The organism is Haloarcula argentinensis DSM 12282, from assembly GCA_000336895.1.
GTDB classification, from domain to species: Archaea; Halobacteriota; Halobacteria; order Halobacteriales; family Haloarculaceae; genus Haloarcula; species Haloarcula argentinensis.
Genome location: AOLX01000005.1, coordinates 335125 through 357480, shown reverse-complemented (window position 1 = coordinate 357480; position 22356 = coordinate 335125). Strand labels below are relative to the sequence as shown.

Genomic DNA, 22356 nt, shown 5'->3' with positions numbered 1-22356 from the left:
GTTATAGCCTACGAGGTAGCTGTCTACTCCGTCTCGTTGCGCGACTGCGGATGCCAATTTCGGCTATCGTTTTGCTGGTACGCTGGTTTTGTCTCAAACTCCGTTGTACCGACCACGAAGCCACCGTGTGCAGTGAAGATACCGTTTCTGTCTGGTGTATCTGAGTTGTTGAGCACGTATTGATTTCCACGTACCCCGCTCATATCCAGAAGTGAGTTTCCATATCGGCGACCACGCCCGAGAAACCAGAATGGTGCATCTCGATCGCTCTCTGAATAATATGAGTTGTTCTGTGTGAATGACGATACGTCCCAAGGATAGGCCATGATCGTATTTCCTTTCATAACGAATTTGTCATCATCTCGGGACTCTCGTGGGTCGTCCTCCATTTTCCAGAGCCATTCACTTACTTCGGGTTCGGGCTGCGCCTGGACACGAACGGTATTCCCGCTTACTTCCGCACCGTCCGACCGCATACTAATGCCGATCCGGAAGTCCTGCATCCGCCCCCAGAACTGGTTCCCGTTCGACCAGTCACCTTGCGGATCGCGGTTCTCACCAGCAGCGTAGAAGTCTACTGCTCGGTCAAACCCATCGAGGGTTCCGTTTGCGACCTGCATCGAGCAGGGTTTCGAACCACCACGGAACTGTATTCCGATACCCTTACCTGCGTCTCCGAGAAGGTATGCGTCTTTTACCCAGGCACGGTTGGCCGTATCTAACTTCTGTGCGTTTTGGGGCCCGATGACGACCTGTGTCGAACTCCAACTCTTGCCCCGAGTGTCGACAAAGGGGTCAATTAGAACTGTATCACGGGCGAGTTCGAAGACGTTGAAGTCACCCGTCGGGACTACTTTCGCCCCATTACATTCCAGTCTGACACCTCTCTTTAGACGGACCGTCTCGGATACTTCGTACGTCTCACCGGAGACCATCTTGACAGTCTGTGCGGGAGCCTGGCCGAACTCAGACCCAGTAGATGCGGTATCGATGACATCCTGAAGTTGTCCTGGTTGAGCGATGAACGTTCCGTCACTCATTACAGTGGCTCTCTTAGCGTTCTCGCCGAGTGAGACGGAGCGCGCGCGCCCTGCCACGCTGCCGAACTCAAGCCACTCCTCTCCGTTTCCGATATATGTCCGTCGTGAATCTGTTGCGAGAAACTTGGCACCCTCTTTTGGTTGATACTGCTCCAAATTTTCGGCAGTATCTTTGATCTCAACTTCCGTATCGATTCGAGAGAAATTCTCGTTCAAAGGAATATGCCAATCCTTCGTGCCGCGATCCGGACGCTGGTAGCTGTGATTCGGCGTCTCTTTAGCCATATCGTTCACTTTACACAAACCAAGTAAAATATACCGTTGCTACTCTCCGCATACACTTTCGGGAGAGCCATTACTCGATCAGCGGCTGTACGTAGGCGGTCTCTTCGGACCTAGTTTCGAGTTCCCGATACACCTGCTCGAACCCATCAACCATCGATTCGGTCGTAAACTCACTTGCCGCCCGCTGCCCTGCAGCAGTTCCAAGCGTTTCGGCGAGAGGTTGGTGCTGATGGAGACGGATAGTCGCCCACGCAATTTCGTCGGGTTTCTGCACGTCGACGAACAATCCCGTCCGGTAATTCTCCAACAGATCACTGGTGCCGTCCACAGGTGTCGCGACGATCGGAAGTTCTGCGGCCATCGCTTCGATCACTGCACCCGGAAGCCCCTCGTAGTGAGAGGGAAAGACGAAGATATCCATCGCACCGAGAAGTGCGGGAACATCCTGTCGCGTTCCGAGGAAATGAACCGAATCGGCGCATCCGAGTGAATTGACTCGTTCCGTCAGATGCTCCCGATCGGCACCGTCACCGACGAATACGAAATGTGCATCGGGGATCTCGGAGACAATAGTTGGCCATGCATCAAGCAGATCGAAGTGACCTTTCCGCTCAACGAGACGGCCAACGGTTCCAACTACAGTGGTGTCCGTCGGGATGTCTAGCTCTGATCGCAGCTCCGCCGAGTCTGTCGTTCGGTACTGCTCGATGTTCCGGCCATTGTAGACCACCGCCACGTTTTCTTCCGCTGCACCGCGCTCAATGGCGTGGTCCCGTCCCGCTGTGGAGTTCGAAACGATCACGTCTGAGAATGAGATCGTCACCCGATCGATAACGTGGCGTACAACCGGTTCCTCGTTAGGTACCTCACGAATGCCGGTAATAATGGTTGCAGAACAGAACACGCCGGCGACTCTGGCAATTACGTTGTCGTAAAAAAGGAACGACTGTATGAGATCGGGTTGTTCGCGGCGGGCAACGAGACAGAACTTGAGCGGGGCAAGCAGATAGACGAGCGGGCTTTCGACCCCATCTATCGCCCCGTTCGAAACACGACCAGCGTCGGTCAGCGACCGAACAGTGACCTCATTCGACAGTTCTGATTCGAGTGGGTTCGTAGAGAATATTGTCCAAATAGTGATATCGTATTCCTCGCCATTGATTTCGTTCGCTAGATCAACAAGTGTGCGCTCGGCACCACCGACGACGAGTGCACCGATGAAGTACCAGAGAGTCGTACGCTCCGCTGTCATTCTTGAATCACTCCATTGGGTTGTGTGCTAAATGTGAGTTGCAGTGTGGACCCCGTGTTCGCGCGAGCGATCATACTCAGAGGTAACCCATGTTTTCGAGTTGTTCAGTCGTGTCCTCGTCAATGTCACGTACCGTCTCTTCACTCCCCCCTGAGAGGAGTTCCGATATCTCCGCTCGTGCTTCGTCCGCAGTAAACTGTGGGTTTCCATACGACTGATGGCCCGGCATGAATCGACGGTATGAGTCTCGAACCTTCTTGTTGTGGACGAGCTGCCGTCCGAAGGGTTTCTGCAGTAGCAGTGCCAAATAAACGATCGATGACGTCGTTTTGTGTCCGTCCACAAATGTGTGCCCGCCGTGTTCGTCCCAGAGACTCTTGATCGTCCGCTCAAACCCGCCAGTGAGACTGACAACCTTCTCAGCAGGTCCCGGTAACGAGCCGTATCGAATGTGATTCAGGTGCGTATAGCCGGTCGTCCGACCCTCTCCCTCTGTGTTTCCATCCACCCTACCGAAATCAGGTTGCGAGGACATCGCACTGGCGATCGTCGGTAAGATGTCCACATGGTGTAAGAGCCCGTTCTCGCCGGAGGGGTCCAGATCCGGATGGATGAACGACGTCGGAACGTATACGACTTCAGGCGTCGCGAGGTGTGTGTGTCCGAAGTACCCGTATTCTCCGAGTACCTCGCCATGATCACTGGTATAGATGACAAGGGTCTCTTCTCTGAGCCCTTTGCGTTCAAGCGTCCGGAGTACACGCTTGAACTCTTCGAACGAGCGGCCTACACCGTTGTAGTAGTCGCTTCGCGCCGTTTCCGGCTCCGACGACACGCGCCAGAGATATTCGAGAGCGGTCTCGTTGCGGTATTCGTAGTCGTCCCAGTCGAATCCGTCGTACGGCGCGTGGCCACCGGGCCGACGCGCAACGTGGACAAAAGGGGGCTCGACATCGTCGATCGATTTCCGTGGAGGATTAGCAAACATCTCCGCAATGCTGTGATTCATTCCGCCTTGAGCAGCTATCGAAACTTCGTGGCTCTCAATATCGAATACTGAACGGACGTTCGCAGGCACAGAATGCTTGAAGCTGTGGATATTGCTGTTCGGTGGTAACAGCCCGGTCAACAAACTCCCGAACGACGTGGGCGTGTGTGTTGATGCCGCAATCGTCTTGTGGGTCTGCCCGATTTCCGCGAGATCATCGTTAATTGCGTTATATCTGACGGCGTCGTCAACATATATGAGAACGTTCTCTACGTCGATCTCCATGCTACCAGAGGGTGGCTACCACAACAATATAGTAAAGACACCCCTACGAGGTATGAAACAGCACATAAAAAAACACTCCCTGGTGATGGGATGGGGTATCTACCTAGAACAGCTCATTTCGTAATTGCTTCAGTTTTCACCGAGTTGAGTGTCTGCATAGCGTTTTTCGCTGGCTTGTAGCTAAATCTGCCCCCGAGCGCAGCGAGTGCAAACAGCCACCTTTCGGTTCGAAATGGCCAATAATACACTGATTTGAGCAGTTGCGTTCTCGCATCAGAGTATGCTCTGGAACGTAACGCTTCCTGTCCAAGAATGAACAGCAGTGACGCGAGAAAGGCCCGCTCGTATTTTCGTCCGTATCTCGCAGCGAGTTCTCGGTGTTTCTCTACCATTAACGGGTAGGAGATATCCCGCTTCTCAGCGTAGTTGTTGCTGATTCGGTCCGTTTCTTCGGGACAGTTCCGATATGTCAGTACCTCGGTAATCACTCGAAACTCGCTATGTAGCGAGAGTCGTATCAGCCACTCTCTGTCTTGCCAGCTGGGAAACCGGTCGTCAGGGAGCCCAGCCTGTGGGATGATATCAGCCGCGACCATCAACGTCGAGAATTCACCAAACGACTCTCCCAGGAGGAGGTCTTTGGTAACATTCCCTTCCACCGTGAAGATAACGTCCCGTGTGTAGTCCCCGTAATCGTACTCACATCCGGTGTAGACGACGCCGACGCTGTCAGCGCTCTCTTCCATCTCAGTAACCTGTCGAGCAATCTTTTCCGAGCCCCAGGCGTCGTCGTCATCTAACAACGCGATGTACTCGCCTTCTGCCCGTTGGATTCCCGTGTTCCGTGCCTGATTCGCTCCCCTGTTCTGTTGGTGACGGATACAGTTGACTTCGATACCCTCCAGCGACTCTCCGGCAAGTGTATCGGCTGCGGGCTGCGGGGAATGATCGTCGACGACGATGAGTTCGATATTTGAGTACGTCTGCTCTGCGACGCTCCGTGCTGCATTCCGAAGCTTGTCCGGTCGCTTGTATGTCGGGAGGACAACGCTGACGAGCGAATCTGGCATATGGCTGGTGATGGTTTTCGGTATCGAAGTAAAGTTAGTGTCTGGCTATTCGTGGCTCTGCTGGCTAATTTTGGGGCGCTACAGACCACCCAGTAAACCCACCGTTGGTATAAACCTTGTTTGCCGTTGGATCGTTGTGCATCCTCGCCAGGCTGTCTTCACCGTATCGGAATAAATATTCCTGTTGGTCCTTTGTATAATACGAGGCAGTGTGTTGTTTGACATCGTGTGTTTTCGTGACTACATAACTTCTGCCAAACGTATCAGAGGCGATCACATCCTGGCTGAAATAGCCGAGGTTCCGAGGCAAGTTATTGTTCATACTGAAACTCTGTGGGTAGTAGCGGGGATGGTTTGTGCCTAAGACGAACGCTTCCATCTTATGTGACGTATCCATTGCATGGATCGGAACGCCTTCGTCAATATTCGCTGCCATGAATTGGGACCCATCGTACTCTGCGTAGGTCATGTGACGGTTTGGCTCGTAGGCAGCACTTGCAGCGAGACAGGCCCCTAGAAGGATGAGTACGGTCAAAGCAACGGTGCTTACCGAGTTGCGCTTGATAGCGCTATGGATGAGTGCCATCCCCACAAGGACTGCAGCGAACAGGAGGGCGTATCTGTTTACTCTAATTATACCCTTCACAATGAGATTACTGAGAAGGAAGATCGCCGCGACACCGAGCCCTGCGACGAAGTGAACCGAACCGAAACCCCAGTCGTACCGCATCTCCCTGAAGAGAAACCAGTACAGGGTCAAAAGGGCGAATGCGCCGGCGATAGCGAAGTAAATTGTAGTCGACCCGTACAGCGTGATGAATTTCTCGGCGAGTTGTAGCGGTGAAAACTGAACTGAGCCGGCTCGCTGTACCTCTCTAGCTGCTGGGTTCATATCGTCCTGTGCTGCAACGACTTTTATTATGGCTTGGCGTGTCTGACCGAAGTTGGTGAGCCAGGCGAATAGGAGCGGAAGGAAAGCCACACCAAGTCGCGGACTGAGTCGCGGAGTGGACGATTGAGAAAGCCATCCGAACAGCCCGGAATACACAGAGGTTAACAGTAATATACCTAGCATAAACAGGGTTGTCATCGGGTGCGAGTAGATGATGAACAGACCAACCAAGAGAATCAAGAGGAGGTACTCGTTGTCGTTACTCCGTCGATACAGTTCTGTGAGCGTGAGCAAGACCGGAACGATCATAAATGAGTTCATCGCCGGGTGGTTTGAGAGATGGAAGGTCGTATAGATGAGAGTGCTGCCGGCCGCTAGTCCGGCCGCCAGACTTCCCCGGTTTCCCGAGAGCGTTTTTACGAGGACTCCGATTCCGATGATCTGGATCGTCGTAAACAACAACGCAACCAGATATGGCATCGCGTCAATCGGGACACCCAGCATCGCCATCTCGGCCATCAGCACATGTTCACCCGGATACCAGATTCCGGGAAGAGATCCCGTTTCGAGGATCGCCTTGACATCGCCGAAGTGTTGCAGTGCATCTGCTGTCCCCTGTCCATAGAACCGATAGCCGCGAGCTTTCGGGAGGAAGAAATACAACGCGTAGTTTGAAAACACGAGGCCAAGACCGTGTCGCCAGTACCTCGTTTGTGTGATAGCTGCTGCTATCAGTGTCAATATGCCGCCAATCATGACCGAATAGAAAGTGAACCAGAACAGTTGGGACAGCCCATCTACCAGCGAGGTTTCGTATCCGGTTACCGGTTGAATGGACAGGAAGAGTGCGCTCTCGATGACAAGGATACCGGACAGGAGGATGACCAGATATTCCTGTATGTCGCGGTTGGCGAACTCAAAGCTGTCAAATGACTCCCGATCGAGATTAGTCTCGTGACTCATTTATTACCCTTCTGACCCGCTACGCAGTGTGAGATCACGCCTTTGCGGATCTTGTGTACGGTATATATTAAGTAATCAGCAACTAACGAGTCTGAGGCCATCGCCCTTACCACAGTCAGGCTCTCACCAGCGTCAATAGCCCACCTGAACCGCAATGACGATTGAGCCACGAAAACGCGACATTGCTGTCGAGCCGTGCAACCCGAATCAGTCGGTACTCGATTCGCCATGCGTTCAGATCTCGTCTTTGATCACAGGTGTGGGACTGCTGATCGACTCCTTCTTGTCTCGAATCATGGAGTCATCGATTTCAGCCACTTGGCCCAGTATTTCCGTTGTTTCTCGTACTGTCTCTGCCCAGTTGTAGCGCGTGGTGACGATTTCTCGACCGTGCTTTCCCAGTTCTGAGAGCCGATGCTCATCGCTGAGCAAATCAGAAATCGCCGTCGCGAATCCCTCGATATTGCCGACTTGGACTGTTTTTCCCGTTTGATTAACTATTTTCGAGGTCTGTTCAAGATCGCTGGCAACGACTGGCGTTTCACAGGCTAACGCTTCGATAACTGTCCGTGGAAAGCCTTCAGTCCGACTCGGCAAGACGAACAAGTCCGCAGCTCTGAATACCGATGGCATCTGTTGATATGGGACCCGCCCCAGAAATTCCACAGCATCTGCAAGTCCCTTGTCAGCGACTGTCGATTCGAGACGGTCTCGAAGCGGGCCATCGCCGCAAAAAAACAGCGAGGCGTCTGGACAGTGCTTTCGTATCGAATCGAACGCAGCTAACACGTCCTGGGGCCGCTTCCCATCGACTAAGCGGCCGACAAACACGATTGCCTGGCCGCTCTGGTTCACAATATCGGGATGCTCCTGTCCGGCAGGTGAGAAGCGGTTGGTATCTATTCCGTTGTTTACAACCGCGATGTCAGCGTCGACACCGATATTACGGAGTTTAGATTGCTCGACATCGGTGTAGCAAAGCGTGACATCGGCCGAATCATATGTCCACTTGCCCAGCGTCCGAAGGTGTGCACGCGAGAACCAGAACGGACCTCGTTGTGAGTTGAGGCCGTGGCATGTGATTGCAATTGGGATGTCGGCCATGCGACAGTACAGAGCGGCCACGTTACTCGAGAAGAACAGGTGAGAGTGGGTATGAACCACGTCGAAGTCTTCCATACCACGTAGATCACTGACAGTGTTGGCGAAGATCTGGTTCCCGAGGAGCTCTAGCTTCGGCGGTTGTTTGATCAGGGTGTACCCGTCTTGATCGGTGACCTCTCGCTCTTCCACCCCGTCCGAGACAGTCAAGACGGTGACCTCATGCCCCATCGAAGCCTGATCACGGCTCAGCGCATGTATATGATATGGCGCACCACCGACGGTTTCGGGGAAGATGTCCTGGGCGACCCGGAGTATATGCATTTATGTCGCCCGACTCTTGCGGGTAGACGGGTATAGTTAACAGTCGGTTTTTTGAGTAATATGCCACTATAGCCAGTACAAGACACCAAATCGTGGTGTATAGTCACACCGGCTCCTGACTCCGTATTCCTATTCGAGGACGCCCTGTTCTTGCATACGTAGCGCCCAGTGTTTGAAGACGTATACAGTCCAGAGGAACCGCGAGTGATCGTGGTTTCCATCGACGTGCTCTTCGAATAGGTCTAAGGTCGCCGCTGTATCGAGAATGCCCAGATCGGTAGAGCGGACCGTCGAGACGAACTCATCGGCAAGTTCGTGTTTGAACCACTCACCGATCGGCATATCGAACCCGTGTTTGTTTCGCTGTAATATCGACTCCGGCAGTAGATCATCGAAGGCTCGTTTCAGCACACGTTTTCGATCACGGCCAGTTAGTTTGTGGTCTGTTGGGAGACTGAGTGCATACTCAACGACAGCAGTATCGAGGAACGGAACACGTACCTCAAGTGAGTTGTACATACTGGCCTGGTCGACTTTCGTGAGCATCTGATCCGGGAGCGATAAGCGGGTATCGACAGCCTGTATCCGTGCCAAACTCTCCCTGTCAGTCAGTTCGGGGGATATTGCGGCGTGCTGTGACCGGAGAGTGGTCTGCCCAGCTTCGATCGGGTCGACGTTCGTCACGGACTGAATAGCGTGGTCGTCGGATACGCGCATTAAATCGAAATGTCGTTCCGGGACCGATCGTGCTCCGCTCCGATTTATGAACCATTGTCCTTTGTATACGGCGTCGCCGACTGCAGTCCCACGTGAGGCTGGTAGTGCGTTCACAGCCGGTTCGACGGCGTATTTCCGTATTTGAGATGGAAGCGCCCGATAGTATTTTGACAGAGACTCGACTCGGTACTTATCATACCCAGCGAACAGCTCGTCGGCACCATCCCCTGAAAGTGCGACCTTGACGTTCTTTCTCGTGGCCCGGGACACAGCGTAGCTCGGCATCAATGCCGGGTCGGCGAAGGGTTCCCCCAATTTATTCAGTACAGCCGGCACGGACTCGCGTACGTCATTCGCCGTGAGCGTAATCTCGTGATGGTCGGTGTTGTGGAAAGACGCCACCTCTCGTGCCGCCCAGGATTCGTCGAATCGATCCTGATTGAAACCGACGGTAAACGTCTTGACGGGATCGTCAAGGAGCTGTGCCATCGCTCCGACGATTATCGTCGAATCGATTCCCCCACTGAGGAACGCGCCGAGTTCGACATCAGCCATCAAGCGCTTTTCGACCGCTGATTCGACGAGCGAGCGGAGATGTGAGGCAGCAGTGTCAATATCGGGGTCGCGGAGCGTTATCGATGGGTCGTGGTATTTCTCGCGGTCGATACCGTCGTCCGATATGAGTATCCGCTCGCCGGGCCGGACCTTCGAGACATTGCGGAAGGCCGTTTTCGGTGCCGGAATATAGCCGAATGCGAAGTACTGAGCCAGTGCATCCCTATCAATGCCGCCGAGGTCCATATCGCTCTCGAACAGCGATGGGAGCTCGGAGGCGAACGCGAACTGGTCGTCCGTTTCGGCGAGAACGAGCGGCTTGATACCCATCGGGTCACGGGCCAGTAACAGGCGTTCTCGCTCACTGTCCCACAGAGCGAACGCGAACATTCCATCGAGTTCGTCGACGAAGCTGGGGCCTTCTTCTTCGTAGAGGTGGACCAGCACTTCCGTGTCGGTCTCAGTGGTAAATCTGTGTCCAGCGGACGTGAGTCGGTCCTTGATATGACCGTAATTATAGATCTCTCCGTTGAAGATGACGGTTACTGTACCGTTCTCGTTGTGGATCGGCTGTCCGCCGCTCTCGGGGTCGATGATACTGAGTCGTCGGTGTGCGAGTCCAATACTTCCATCGCTGAAAATCCCGTCGTCGTCAGGACCTCGGTGACACTGACAGTCGTTCATACGTTCAAGAACGTCGGTTGCAGGTGAGCCAGATCGAATATACTGACCACAGATTCCACACATTGTCCGCGTAATCTACTGCGATGCTCAAAATTATACCCTCCCTACATGAACGAGTCAGATGGACTATCATCCACTCTACGCTATCCACATCGGGTGTCAGTCCGTTGTAAAACTCTCACAGGGCATTTCTGTCCCGCTACGCGGCCTACATGAACGATTCGAGCCATTCGAATCGACCAGAGCACTGCAGGAAAGTCAGAAACGCACCCCGAGAACCGGCGTAGGGGGAGTATAAACAAGCCCGCTCACACAGACTGTGAAACTAATGGAAGACACTGGGCCGATAGCGTTCTTCGTTCCTTCTCTGACAGTCGGTGGCGCCGAGCGTGTGACAGTTTCTGTTGCGAACGGGCTCTCCAAGCGCGGGTACGAGGTAGACCTTGTCGTGTCGTTCAACGAGGGAGATTTCCAGACCGATGTCGCCGGAAGTGTAAACCTCGTCGACCTGGGAACACAGCGCATACCGGGGATAGGAATCGGTGCGAGCATTCCTGCTCTCGTGCGATATCTGCGGCGACAATCGCCCCAAATACTTTTCTCACAAATGACATATGCTAACGACATTCACATGATTTCGCAGATTCTATCTGGCGCTGATACGGTCACTATCTCGACAATCCACAACACACTCGGGATGCAGGAAGAACCGAAAGAGAAACTCGTCCAGTGGCTGCAGCGTCGCCTCGCACACCAGTCAGACCAGTTCGTCGCCGTTTCGGAAGGTGTCGCTGAGAGCGTCGTAGAACACGTCGGCGTCGACCGTGAGAAGGTGTCCGTTCTCCACAACCCGATCCCAGTCAATGAGGTGCAGGAGCGGGCAAGGGAATCGGTGGACCATCCCTGGATCGACTCTGCGAACCTTGACGTTGTTCTCGGTGTCGGACGTCTGGAGAGAGCGAAGAACTTTGGATCGCTCCTCCGCGCTTTCGAACGGGTCCATGCCGCTCAACCGGACACGCGTGCGATAATTGTCGGTCGCGGGTCGAAGCGAACCGAACTCGAAACCCTCGCGACCGAGTTAGGCATCGACGACGCGGTTTCGTTTCCCGGTTTTGTCGACAATCCGTACGGCTACATGGCGGGTGCGGACGTCCTCGCAATGTCTTCAATCCACGAGGGACTGCCGACCGTACTTATCGAGGCACTTGCCTGCGGATGTCCGGTCGTCTCGACCGATTGTCCCAGTGGCCCGGCGGAAATCCTCAAAGGCGGTGAGTACGGCCCACTCGTGGATGTCGATGACGATGAGGGACTCGCAGCGGCCATACAGGCGACGCTCGACGATTCACTCCCGAGCGACGTGTTGGTTGAGCGTGCGAACGATTTCGCTCCGACGGCCGTGATCGACCAGTACGAAGCGTTTATTCAAAACTTCGCATCGGAGGAGGTCGCTGATGGTGTCGGTAACCGATCCGAGCCGCTCACCACCTCCTGAGTGGCTCTGGCAGACTAGCCATCAGAACAGTCTGAAACCGACTCCCAGACTCCTGTCGTTGTCAGTTCACGTTATGTCGACCCAGATGTGAGTCTCACGGTACGCGTTCTCAGTTGTGGGCTGATCCGGGAGCCTTCCTCTGTACAACAAATACGTCAACCGCAAGCGCTCCCCCTCTAGTACCGGCGTAACCGTGTGACGCTGCAACCAGCGGTCTCCAGCCGCGGTCCGGTTGTTATAACTATCGAGACGTGTACGTTCTATTACCTCTCCTGTCGGCGCAGTTCTGGCCAACTGCACAACGACGACGTACTCAGTTGTCTCCATCTCGTGGTTGGTGACAGTGAAATACATCTGTTCGGACTCGCCCATCGTGATCTGTTCCGGATAGCCACCGGCCTCCAGATCGCCAGTCTCATTCTGGGTCAGCAGCCCGAATTCTGTGTACGCCTCGCCGCGCTGTGGCTGGGCCGCGACCAACATCACGCTGGCGAATGTGACGAGGATCGCAACACCGACAACGATAGTCCCTAGCTGTATCCCCTCCCCGTCGGAACTTCCGCTGGCGGCCCGCGAGTTTCCGAAGGGCATCGAGGGTTGACCGAGGCCCGTCGGTGTCCTTTGGCGACGCCGATACCACGCGATCACAGCTGCCACCACAGTTACGATAGCAAGGGTAGTGACGACTGGTGTCGGGCGAATCGGCCACGGTGTGAACTCAAGATTGACTCCGACGATGATTGCCAAACAGATACTTGCCACAACTGAGTACAGTATCCGTTCTGTGGTGATCAACCGGTGGTTCTCGTACTCCGGGTTCCGAGTCGGAAACAGCGACGCGACCACGGCATAACCCGGAACGAATAGCAGAAACGGGAGCGCGATGGCCGCGAGGGAAACTCCGTCAAGAGACGACAATGTTGCGAGGAGCACAACTGCGGTGTACCCAACGGCAGCAAGCAAGTCGACAGTCGCTGGCAAAGCATCCGACCACCTACCCATATGTTCCGCTCACGCCGACGGCATAATAAGTAACAACTGCATACCCGTCTTTGATGATGTCGCTTGCGGTGTCAAAGAGCGACGTACCCCCGCCAGATGTGGTTACTCTGATTCTGTTCGAGAGAGGTACTTTTCGTGTAACCGCCAGACGCACCCACGAAGTAACAGAAGGGATAGTTTCGGAACGAACGAACTGTATCTGATTCCGCTTGACTCGTCGCCATAAAATGCCTCCATCGGCACATCCTGAACTGTCATTCCGTTCGCGTCTAAGTGGATTAGCATATCGTTCAGGAACCCGTAATCGTTAAACAGGTCGTTCAGCGAGAGTTGTTCGAGCGCCGTTGCGGAAATTGCGGTGTATCCGTTCTGTGGATCGCGCATTTTCCAGTGTCCGCTTGCGATCTTTGTCAAAAACGTGAGGAGCGCATTCCCGAAAAACCGCCAGTTGGACATCTGAGTACAGTGGCGTCGCGATATCAAGCGGTTTCCTTTCGCGTAATCCGCTTCCCCTTCAACGACTGGGTCAAGGATTTCATTAAGGATGTTCGGATCCATCTGACCGTCGCCATCAAGGACTGCAACCGCGTCCATGCCACTCATAAGCGCGAGATCGTATCCGGTTTGGATGGCGGCCCCGCGACCGCCGTTGGTCTGATGACGAACCGGAACGATACGCTTGTCGAGGAACGTCTGGCTTTCAGAAACCGTTGTTCCGGCCCCATCGGCGACCGCTATTTGTTCTGCGGAATCACCGGTCACACCCGCCTGATTTACTTCGGCATCCACGTATTCCTTGATCTCGGTCCACGTGCCATCTGTCGAGCAGTCATCGATAACAAACACCTGATCGACATACTCCGGAAGTGAGTCAATGACTTCACCAATGAACCCCTCTTCGTTGTGTGCCGGAACGACGACACCGACAGTTGAGCCTTTGTACACTCTATGTCCCCCCTGTTGGTAAGTGGTCTCGCTTCGTTTCTATGAGTTGTACAGCACGACTGCATTGCTGGAGCGAGTCCGGTACGGTATGCATAGAGCTACCGACAAGAGAGCTACTCATCCCGGGTCGGCCTTCTTGCCAGACCCACGCGCCAATAGCAACCTCTGATTCAGTGATAGTCATGGTAGGTCGTAGGGCCGCTCACCGGCCACCAATGGGGGCCCTCTCTGTCGCCATGTTGGACAAATCGATCTATTGTTATTCCTTACTTTCCATGGTTAGCAGTCATATACAGTGAACTGTCGGACCGATAAATATCTCGTTAGGCCGATTCGGAAAAGCGCCTGCGTACGGCGATTACTATTGTTAGGGGTGAGTGGTTATTCGAATTGATCCTGATACGTCGTCTTGATGTCCGCCTTTCGACTAGCGGTTAAGTTCTCGTACGACTTCCCGTATGTGTCGTTGGCCAGTTCGTCCCAGGACTCGATTCGGTCACCGGAATCAGTCTGGAACTGCGCATCAAAGTCCGCTTCGACCTTCTGTTGGGTTTCGATTCCTAATCCTGTGAAATTAAACTTTTCCCCAGCTTTCACATCGGCACCGTACTCTTGCCGAGCGATCTCCTCACGCGTACGCACCTCTGCGGCCGCAAGGCCATCCGCGAACGGTTGACGCTCATGAATCTCTTCGACCTGGCGCTTCGTTTCACTGCTCACCTCATCATAGTAGTATCCGTACTTGTCCTGGGTTATTTCATCAAGCGAAGCGCGGTCACCATCAGAGACACTGGTACTTCCGCCGGAACCGCTGGACCCGCCGTCTTTTGCCCATGAGGGCTTGACCGACATAGCTGTTGACGCACGCGCGTCTTTTGAGTAAATGCCATAGACGTACGTCTGCAGGCTCAGTGGTTCTACGGGGTAATCCGTCGAGTCGGTTACCGTGTATTCAATCTCGAACCGAACGCGAGTCGACTCGCCGGGTGCGAGCGTGACGTTTCTGTCGACTCCATAGGCTTCCGGTCGATCATCGTCATCGCTGTCGATGCGGTGCTGGATCGATTGAGTTCCGGTGATTTCACCGGTGTTCGTAACGTCTGCGGAGAACACAGCCGTATCACCGACGTACAGGACATTCGGTCCAGCCAAATCCGACACCTCGAAATGACTGCCCTGTACCGTCATCGAGACGGTATCTGTGTCGTCAACGGTTCCAAGCGAATAGTTGTGTGTCCCGCGGCTCAAATTCGTCGTATTCACTCCAACGGACACCGTCGTCGTTTCGTTGGCAGCCAATGAAACGGAGCGCGAATAGGTGATGTTCATAGAATCACTGCGGAGCGTGACGTTGTCGCTCCCGTCCACGTCACCAACGTTCTCGACGACCGCTGAAACATTGGCAGTTTCCCCCCTCGTTACGTTGGCCGGTGCGGTCGTGTTCTGTACCCGGAACGTCGCCGGTTGCTGGACATGGAGTGTTCCGGTCGTTGTTGTGTTTTCGGTGGCGACCTTGTATTGATATCGACCAGGCTCCAAATCAGCAGTTCGGACCGTGGCAGTGCTCATCTGGCTCTGGCCGCCCGCAAGCGAGTGGACGCTCTCGTTCAGCGTTTCAGTATCGGAGTACTGGTCGTTTTGATCCGCATCGACAGCGATTCGAACTGTCTGGACGCCGCGATATGCACCGACATTGGTCAGGTTTGTTCGGATAGAGGCGTTCGTTCCGCGGACGATTGTAGCGTTTTCTGTGGTATCGTCGAGTACAAACGTAGGCGGGGTGAGGACAGCCACACTCCCAGTTGACTCCGGGGGCGATGATTCACCGACAGCAATGGCGTACGTGTATTCCCCGGAACTGACTTGATCAGGCTCGACAGCGAACGTCACGTCCGTCGGTTCTGCAGCCGAAACCTCGACTTGTTTTGTTGCTACCGTTTCAGAGGGCTGTCCGTCCCCGTTCAATCGTAGCGCTACCTGTTGTGTTGTCGTTTCCGACCCCGAATTTGTGATTTGCAATTGCACACGCAACGGCTCATCCGGCCGAATTTCGGTCGGAGATTGCACAGTACGTATCTCCAGTTCGTCCTCGCCGACAGCGGGCCCCGAATCTACCGGCCCATCGGCGAACCCACCGATTCCAAGCCCCAGCGTAGCGCCTCCAATGAGTAACAGTCCAGCGACGCACCCAATCAGTAATTTTCCGTAGCCTATGGACAACATGCGTACGCAGGTATGTTACAAATCATTATTGTTACGGCTGCTATACTAACTGGTAGACACTCTTTGCATTCAATATCAAAGAGCGAATTTCCACAGGGGTGTCTCGGAATGGGTAGCATTGGTTTACTACCAGACACGCCCACCAAAGTGGAACTTTCAGCCAGAGTCGTAGTGATTCGATACCGTTCCTCGGCGTCTCAGTTAAACAACTACCGTCAGCTGAATCTATGGAAAGCACACCGGCTTGTGATCAAATATCAGAGTTGGTGTAATGAGTAGTGTATACGCGATATTCCAAATAAAATGACAGGTTCAATTCGAATCGAAAACACGAATAAAGACGGTTCTAAGTCGACGCGGCTGTGCAATCCTATCAGTTCGAGACCGAGAGGAGACAGTTACGCCATGTTCTTCCGTTCGATTGTTTCCCAAATATCGACACCCTTCTCGGTGATGTCGTACACGCGCCCTTTCTTCCGATCTTCCGAAACTAATAGGTCGACCAGTTCCGACTCACGGAGTTCCTGCAGGGCGCGCGAAACGTGAGCAATACTCATTTCCCTGTCGTCCGCAATTAACGACGGTGTCGCAGGGCCTTCTGACAACCGGCGGAGAGTCTCGACTCGATACCGTGAACTGATTACGTAGCTCACTTCGTCCCACTGATCAAAGTCTGCCATCGTATCTATTCGTATGCACGAGTGTACCAGCTACCTTCTTTGGACACAAACTCGTGTACAGTGATATTCCATGTGCCTGTGGTTAATTGTTTCGCTCGTGTCTCTTGGTCTCGCTTCGTAACCATACACGATTCCGATTGAGTACCCTGCATACTGAGTATGTGGTGAGTAATATCGCACTTCCGCTCAATTCATAAAACGGACATTTCAGCTACGTGTTCGGCAAGCAGGCGCCAAACGATCAACAACAGATACTGCAAAGTTCGGAGAGTTCCATTTCCTGACGACAACCCAGAAGAGCATCTTATCTGGGACTTCGTCCCTGCAGGGATCTCCAGATAGCTGTTCGATTGGCGCTGATAAGATTACGTTACTTACATCGTCCAAAGATACGGAGTATATACGCTGCGATTTATCCTGTACGATCTCAAGGATGAGTAACGCGTAACCGTAACAGAGGACCGCCCACAGGGTACTCACGGGCATTCTACGTATTTTGTGCACCACAACACACACTGCGGCAGATCTTTGTCATTGATCGCCGAAAATTGATTCTAAGAACACTGTTACTCCCGGAATACCCAAACAACTACCGACTACCCCGACGGTAATCAAAGGAAAATTATCTAACTGATTACATAACAAAGTATTAAGTGGCAAGGTGATGTTGATTTGAAATGCTGGCTGACAGCGTAACGCTCCGTCGATACAGCCGGGGGGCTGTGTGAGCGCGATTACAGACGGGTGGACGATGTCGCAGCACACAGGAAGTGGGTAAATATGGGAGTCAAAGACACCGCACAAACGAAAGCAGAACCGAATAATAAACTAAGCGACGAATCTGTTCCATCGTCAAAAGGGAAAGAAGGCAGTGCGGACCAAGCGGCGTCACAGGAGCAGGACGACTCGGGTGCATCTCTAGACGTCATTTTTGAAATACTGAAAAACAGCCGCCGCAGAGAAGTCCTCCACTTTCTTCGAGAACGAGGCGAACAGATCTCTCTTGGAGAGCTCGCAGAACACGTCGCAGCCATCGAGAACGAGACTACAACTGATGCGTTGACGTCGAGTGAGCGCAAGCGCGTGTACGTAGGATTATACCAGTGCCATCTCCCGAAGATGGACGACATCGGTGTCGTCGATTTTAACCAAGACCGTGGCCATATCACCCTTACCGAGAAGGCAGACGACTTCGAAAAGTACCTCAACCGCTCTGAAGAGCAGGAGGAGGGTCGACAGTGGTATCAGTATTACGTGGCCGTCTCGGTGCTCGGTGCGATGGTCCTAGCCACCTCTGTCGCCCTCTCACTTCCCGGGAGCATGGTTTTAGGTCTGTTCTCCCTAGTAGTAGGTGTTGCAGGCGCATGTTCGGTGTATCACTGGTCAGTTGAGCGGAAAGAGGCGAACAGCGAGTAGCCTGATAAGAGCGGTTTGATGCCGCTCGCAGTTTTTACCTAGTACGCATCACGAGTAGGCTATGCAGAGCAATACACTTCGTCGCCGGCAACGTATGTTCGTGCTATCGATGGAACCGGATCTGGGTCAACGACGATAACATCGGCCCTTGCCCCACACTCCAATCGGCCACGATCGTACAGACCGGCAGCGGCAGCTGGTACAGTAGAGACACGTAATACCCGGTCTTTGAGAGAGTCACCGGTTTCGGTGAATACGGAGCTAAGCAGTGATTGCGGACGAAAGTCGCTACAGAGAATGTCGACAACACCATCTCTGATCGCCTGAGACGCATCGGGCCCGTCCCAGAGACTCCCACCGCGAACCACATTCGGCGCACCCATCGCAACGCTCAAGTTTAGCTCGGTTGCACGCTGTGCAACACGGTGGGAGAGCGGATATTCACTTATGTCTACCCCGATAGCAGCGGCGTTGTCCACACTCGAAACGGTTTCATCGTCGTGTGAGGCGACTGGAATATTCCTATCGCTCGCTAGCTCTGTGATTTCTCGTGCACGCGAAATTAGTTCTATGTCGGAGACACCATTGCGGCGTGTTTCGAGAGACTGAAGGCTTGACTCTGAGACCCCATCCGGAAGATTATAGCGTTGTGTAAGTGTATTTTCGCCAGCAAACTGGCCCGTTCCGGGAATGTGTGAGACAAGGGATACGAGATCACCCCCTGATTGGATTTCTTGCGAGACGGCGTCGACAGCCGTTTCGTTGGTGAGTTCACACCGCATATGGAGTCTGTTGTCGATCCTGGCACCGGTTTCGTAGTTGAAATCCCGGATATGCTCGGCCAAGCGACGGGCTAGTTCGATACTCCGGTTATCATCTGGGATGTCTTCGAACGCAATGGCATGATACTTTGTCGTAACTCCCGCGCTGGCATTGGCAATATCACATCGATCCAAAGCGACCGTCGTGTTGACGCGCTCACCAGCTCTCGGAAAAAGGTGCCGTTCGATATCATCGCCGTGAAGATCAACCAATCCAGGTAGGACATACTTCCCCGTCGCGTCAATATCCGGAGAGTCATGAGATTCTGCTTCCACCGAGACTATTTTTCCGTCAGAGAATACTACTGTCCCGTTCTCAATTTCGCGGGTCGGCGTAACAACGGTACCTCCCGAGATCAGTGTTCGATTTGCATTGTTTTTCATGCGATGTAGCTCCCTAGAGGGTTTACCAATGTATTTACAATCGACTTCGCCAAAACATGAATATGCGCTTACTACGGCTATGCTACAGTCCGATATAGAGTACATATTTATATGTAATTAACAGCGGTAGCTATTGTGCTAATGAAATAATGGGAGACGAGTTCGTCAATCACCACCATCGGTTGTTAAAGACGGACTTAGAATACTCCAACAGTTCTCAGGTTTGAATAGAGCCTCCGTCCAGCGGATTTAAACATATGTAGTGTTTCACATAGTTTATACAAATGTCATAACGTCTTAATTACTAAGTTATGATTATATAATACCTTCACAGAGTAGACAATTTGCGCGTAATTCTGGCGGATTCATGTTCATTAGGATATACCTACCCACATAATACCGTATTAACTGTTTGAACGAGCGTGTTCGAACAGTGATTTCTTTCTATTTTTTCCATAGTGAGAAAGAGTATAATAGCACCTACCTGAGGAAGAGAGTCAGTTGTAACAAGATTACTGCACAGTACAGTGACTGACTCCGGCAACATCACCCGCCCATCAGTGGTTGGACACAAAGACGGCCGAACCCAGACATAATCAAGACCACGTCGGTCGGAGTTGTGAAGTTTTTAATATTTTATTACCACTGTCATAGCGTTTGTGTGTTCAGAAACCGAAGTTTTTAGCGCAAAGGTTTAAAATATAGCTGTGTGAAAGACTGGATTGATACGTATAACGAGCGTGACTGGCAAACCACCACGGACGGAACGGTTCGATACGCACTGTTAGGACTTGGCTGGTGGACAATCGACCTGGCACTCCCCGCAATTCAAGACTCTGATCTGGGTGAAGCTACGACGTTCGTCAGCAGTTCTTCGGAGAAAGCTAAACGCCTCGCCGACGAGAACGGTGTGGACCACGGGATCAGTTACGAAGAGTTCCACGACGGGGAGGCAGCCGACAGTTTTGATGCCATCTACATCGGGACACCGAACGCCTTGCATCTGGAATACGCCGAGACAGCCGCAGAGTTAGACAAAGCGGTCCTGTGTGAGAAACCGATGGAGTCAACGGTCGAACGGGCGGAAAAAATGGTTGAGGTCTGTGAGGCCGCCGCTGTGCCGTTGATGATTGCCTACCGGATGCAGACTGACCCCGCTGTTAGGCGTGCAAAAGAACTCATTGAAGACGGATTCATCGGTGAGCCAGTATCCGTATATGGAAACAATAGTCAGCCGCTGCTTGAGATGAATCCGGACACGGACCAGTGGCGGCTCGATTCGGAACTCTCGGGCTATGGTACCTCAGTGATGGACTTAGGGATTTACTCGATTAACACGACTCGGTTTCTGCTCGACCGGGAACCACTGGCAGTGCAGTCACAGATGGATTCTTATAGCGAGGCCTTCGACGATGTGCCCGATGAACGCTCCGGGGCGTTGCTTGCGCTGGAAGACGGTATCAAAATGGTCACCACTGATAGCCAGAACGCCCACAGTGATACGCAACTGAAAATAACTGGGACGGACGGGCAGGTCGAACTCTGTCCAGCGTTCCATGGGAAAGCAAAACTCCACCTGTCGCGAAACGCGACGACAGTAACTGTCGAACACGAGAGTTTTGACGCGGAGGACGAAATGCGGGAGGAGTTCGACTACTTCGCTGATCGCGTTTTGACTGGTAGCGACATTGGTCCGGACGGCCGCCACGGACTCCAAGATATGCGAATCATCCGGGCAATTCACAAAGCCGCAGAGAGCGGCGACGTCGTCAAACTGTAACTGACTCATTCGAGTTTATCTGGTCCCATCGCTGGCACGTTGTCTTGAGATTTATCCAGCTGACGATCACGACTGTCGTGTTGGTCCAGTCAAGACGGCGTACAGCGCGATTGCAGTGTAATACTCAAGATCGGAGAACAGAAGCGACCCTCACATTGGTTTTCCCCACACTGTATTGGGTGCTTAATCACCATCAGCGGTAAATGCTATCAGCAGTCCGATTGATTTGTTTGGGTAGACGTGGCGAAACCCAATTTGAACTGGTCGGCTTTGTTTGGACGCGAGCAATAGCCAGTTAGTTGCGTTAATGACGCTATAAATCAGCCACTCAATTAAACTGTAGGTGTAGCCTCCGACAAATGGATACAAGAGGGTGATGATCCTACAGAATGGTATGTTCTCTGAACAATCCGACGCGTTCTTCGTTGACCTTAGCGGGGTAGTTATCTCGGGACAGGGCTCTATCGGAGGCCGTCAAATCGGTGAATCGGCTTAGTGAGCGGGACAAGGAACGACGATTGGTGACGAACGACCCACGCTTTCAGCGTCAGACGATCGCGAACAAGCTTCGCAAACGGAGGATCGACGCGGAAGAAGACGAGATCATCACGTCAGGCTGGGCGACTGCCAACCCACCTCGGCCAACAGGATGTAACCACGCTCCTTGAGCGCGAAAACTACAGCCTCGACGATTGATCATCGATGATAGGTATTATCCTCATGGCGAACGTTATGCGTCACATCTAGCGGGGAGAACTCTCGGTTTTTGAACACTGGCCCAACATGGGGCTCCGGAAGTTCGTCCGGAGTCGTCTCAATCAGACCTTTGTCAGCGGTCACGGTCTGTAGCCGGTCGAGATTCCGGATGGCCCCCCGCTTTCCGCTACCACATCCGGAACTGGAAATTTGCTCTGGAAGTCATATTTAGATGATAGTCGTACGAGGATTTACACTGTACCGCACCAGGTATCGCATAAAAAGGCTCTTGCTCACAGCTGAACCAGGGAGAATAATAACACCCGTACAGATGTTATTATTTCCCGCCAGCGAACTCGATAGGCTCTCAACGGCCGCTGGTATCAGAAGGTCGTATTTGAGACAGCAATTATCTGATGGGACGGCACGAATATCATATTCAGGTCGAATCTAAGTCCGATTTCATTACCCAAGAGCATTCAGCCACAATGTAGAATAATATAGTCATAGAAGTGCATTTCCACACAGTTAATCTTGGCTATGGAAATAAGATTGTTCCCTTCTGTATTATAATCGTGGTTTTATGTCTAAATAGATTATCCACACATCCAGAGATATCATATTTTACACTTCCTGGGTATAAGATAGTTTATCTATAACCAATAGATTCAAATAGATAGTATTCACAGACAATTTTGAAGAATATATCATAGAGAAGAGCTAGTCAAGAAACATTCAGTGTGCATACACGAGGG

At 52.8% G+C, this 22356-nt stretch carries 16 protein-coding genes; 4 read left to right on the top strand and 12 right to left on the bottom strand.

Features of this window, described 5'->3' with window-relative positions; all coding sequences use genetic code 11:
• Nucleotides 1-23: 23 nt before the first annotated feature.
• The 7 genes from C443_RS02255 to asnB form a co-directional block, all read right to left on the bottom strand.
• On the bottom strand, nt 24-1325 hold the full coding sequence (locus C443_RS02255; protein ID WP_005533399.1) for a hypothetical protein: 1302 nt from the start codon (nt 1323-1325) through the stop codon (nt 24-26).
• 70 nt (nt 1326-1395) lie between these two features.
• Nucleotides 1396-2577, bottom strand: a complete 1182-nt coding sequence (locus C443_RS02250) for a glycosyltransferase (protein WP_005533398.1) — start codon at nt 2575-2577, stop codon at nt 1396-1398.
• A 76-nt stretch (nt 2578-2653) separates the two neighbouring features.
• Nucleotides 2654-3850, bottom strand: coding sequence for a sulfatase-like hydrolase/transferase (locus C443_RS02245; RefSeq protein WP_005533397.1), 1197 nt, complete (start codon nt 3848-3850; stop codon nt 2654-2656).
• 113 nt (nt 3851-3963) lie between these two features.
• Nucleotides 3964-4920 carry a glycosyltransferase family 2 protein gene (locus C443_RS02240; protein ID WP_005533395.1) on the bottom strand — a complete coding sequence of 319 codons (957 nt, stop codon included), beginning with the start codon at nt 4918-4920 and terminating at the stop codon, nt 3964-3966.
• Nucleotides 4921-4984: 64 nt separating this feature from the next.
• Nucleotides 4985-6775: a hypothetical protein gene (locus C443_RS02235; protein ID WP_005533393.1), complete on the bottom strand. Its 1791-nt coding sequence runs from the start codon at nt 6773-6775 to the stop codon at nt 4985-4987.
• Nucleotides 6776-7009: 234 nt separating this feature from the next.
• Entirely contained in the window at nt 7010-8200 is a 1191-nt protein-coding gene (locus C443_RS02230) for a glycosyltransferase family 4 protein (protein WP_005533391.1), read from the bottom strand.
• A 129-nt stretch (nt 8201-8329) separates the two neighbouring features.
• Nucleotides 8330-10219, bottom strand: a complete 1890-nt coding sequence (gene asnB / locus C443_RS02225) for an asparagine synthase (glutamine-hydrolyzing) (RefSeq protein WP_311241334.1) — start codon at nt 10217-10219, stop codon at nt 8330-8332.
• Nucleotides 10220-10484: 265 nt separating this feature from the next.
• On the opposite strand from asnB, the gene C443_RS02220 reads away from it, so the two are divergent.
• A complete protein-coding gene (locus C443_RS02220) occupies nt 10485-11654 on the top strand; it encodes a glycosyltransferase (protein WP_005533389.1) in 1170 nt (389 codons plus the stop codon).
• 66 nt (nt 11655-11720) lie between these two features.
• Here C443_RS02220 and C443_RS02215 read toward each other — a convergent pair whose 3' ends face one another.
• The 4 genes from C443_RS02215 to C443_RS02200 form a co-directional block, all read right to left on the bottom strand.
• On the bottom strand, nt 11721-12656 hold the full coding sequence (locus C443_RS02215; protein ID WP_005533387.1) for a DUF1616 domain-containing protein: 936 nt from the start codon (nt 12654-12656) through the stop codon (nt 11721-11723).
• Nucleotides 12657-12758: 102 nt separating this feature from the next.
• Nucleotides 12759-13601: a glycosyltransferase family 2 protein gene (locus C443_RS02210; RefSeq protein ID WP_005533385.1), complete on the bottom strand. Its 843-nt coding sequence runs from the start codon at nt 13599-13601 to the stop codon at nt 12759-12761.
• 381 nt (nt 13602-13982) lie between these two features.
• Nucleotides 13983-15824: a hypothetical protein gene (locus C443_RS02205; protein ID WP_049943828.1), complete on the bottom strand. Its 1842-nt coding sequence runs from the start codon at nt 15822-15824 to the stop codon at nt 13983-13985.
• A gap of 398 nt (nt 15825-16222) precedes the next feature.
• A complete protein-coding gene (locus C443_RS02200) occupies nt 16223-16504 on the bottom strand; it encodes a winged helix-turn-helix domain-containing protein (RefSeq protein WP_004515801.1) in 282 nt (93 codons plus the stop codon).
• 780 nt (nt 16505-17284) lie between these two features.
• Between C443_RS02200 and C443_RS02195 the strand changes: the two genes are divergently transcribed.
• Complete coding sequence (locus tag C443_RS02195; RefSeq protein ID WP_005533373.1) at nt 17285-17920, top strand: DUF7344 domain-containing protein; 636 nt, start codon at nt 17285-17287, stop codon at nt 17918-17920.
• Between the two features lie 59 nt (nt 17921-17979).
• Here the strand turns inward: C443_RS02195 and C443_RS20650 are convergent, their stop codons facing one another.
• Complete coding sequence (locus C443_RS20650; RefSeq protein ID WP_005533371.1) at nt 17980-19125, bottom strand: alpha-D-ribose 1-methylphosphonate 5-triphosphate diphosphatase; 1146 nt, start codon at nt 19123-19125, stop codon at nt 17980-17982.
• Nucleotides 19126-19834: 709 nt separating this feature from the next.
• On the opposite strand from C443_RS20650, the gene gfo6 reads away from it, so the two are divergent.
• A complete protein-coding gene (gene gfo6 / locus C443_RS02190) occupies nt 19835-20905 on the top strand; it encodes a D-xylose 1-dehydrogenase Gfo6 (protein ID WP_005533369.1) in 1071 nt (356 codons plus the stop codon).
• 482 nt (nt 20906-21387) lie between these two features.
• A complete protein-coding gene (locus tag C443_RS22040; protein ID WP_311241333.1) occupies nt 21388-21573 on the top strand; it encodes a hypothetical protein in 186 nt (61 codons plus the stop codon).
• The last annotated feature ends 783 nt before the right edge of the window (nt 21574-22356 follow it).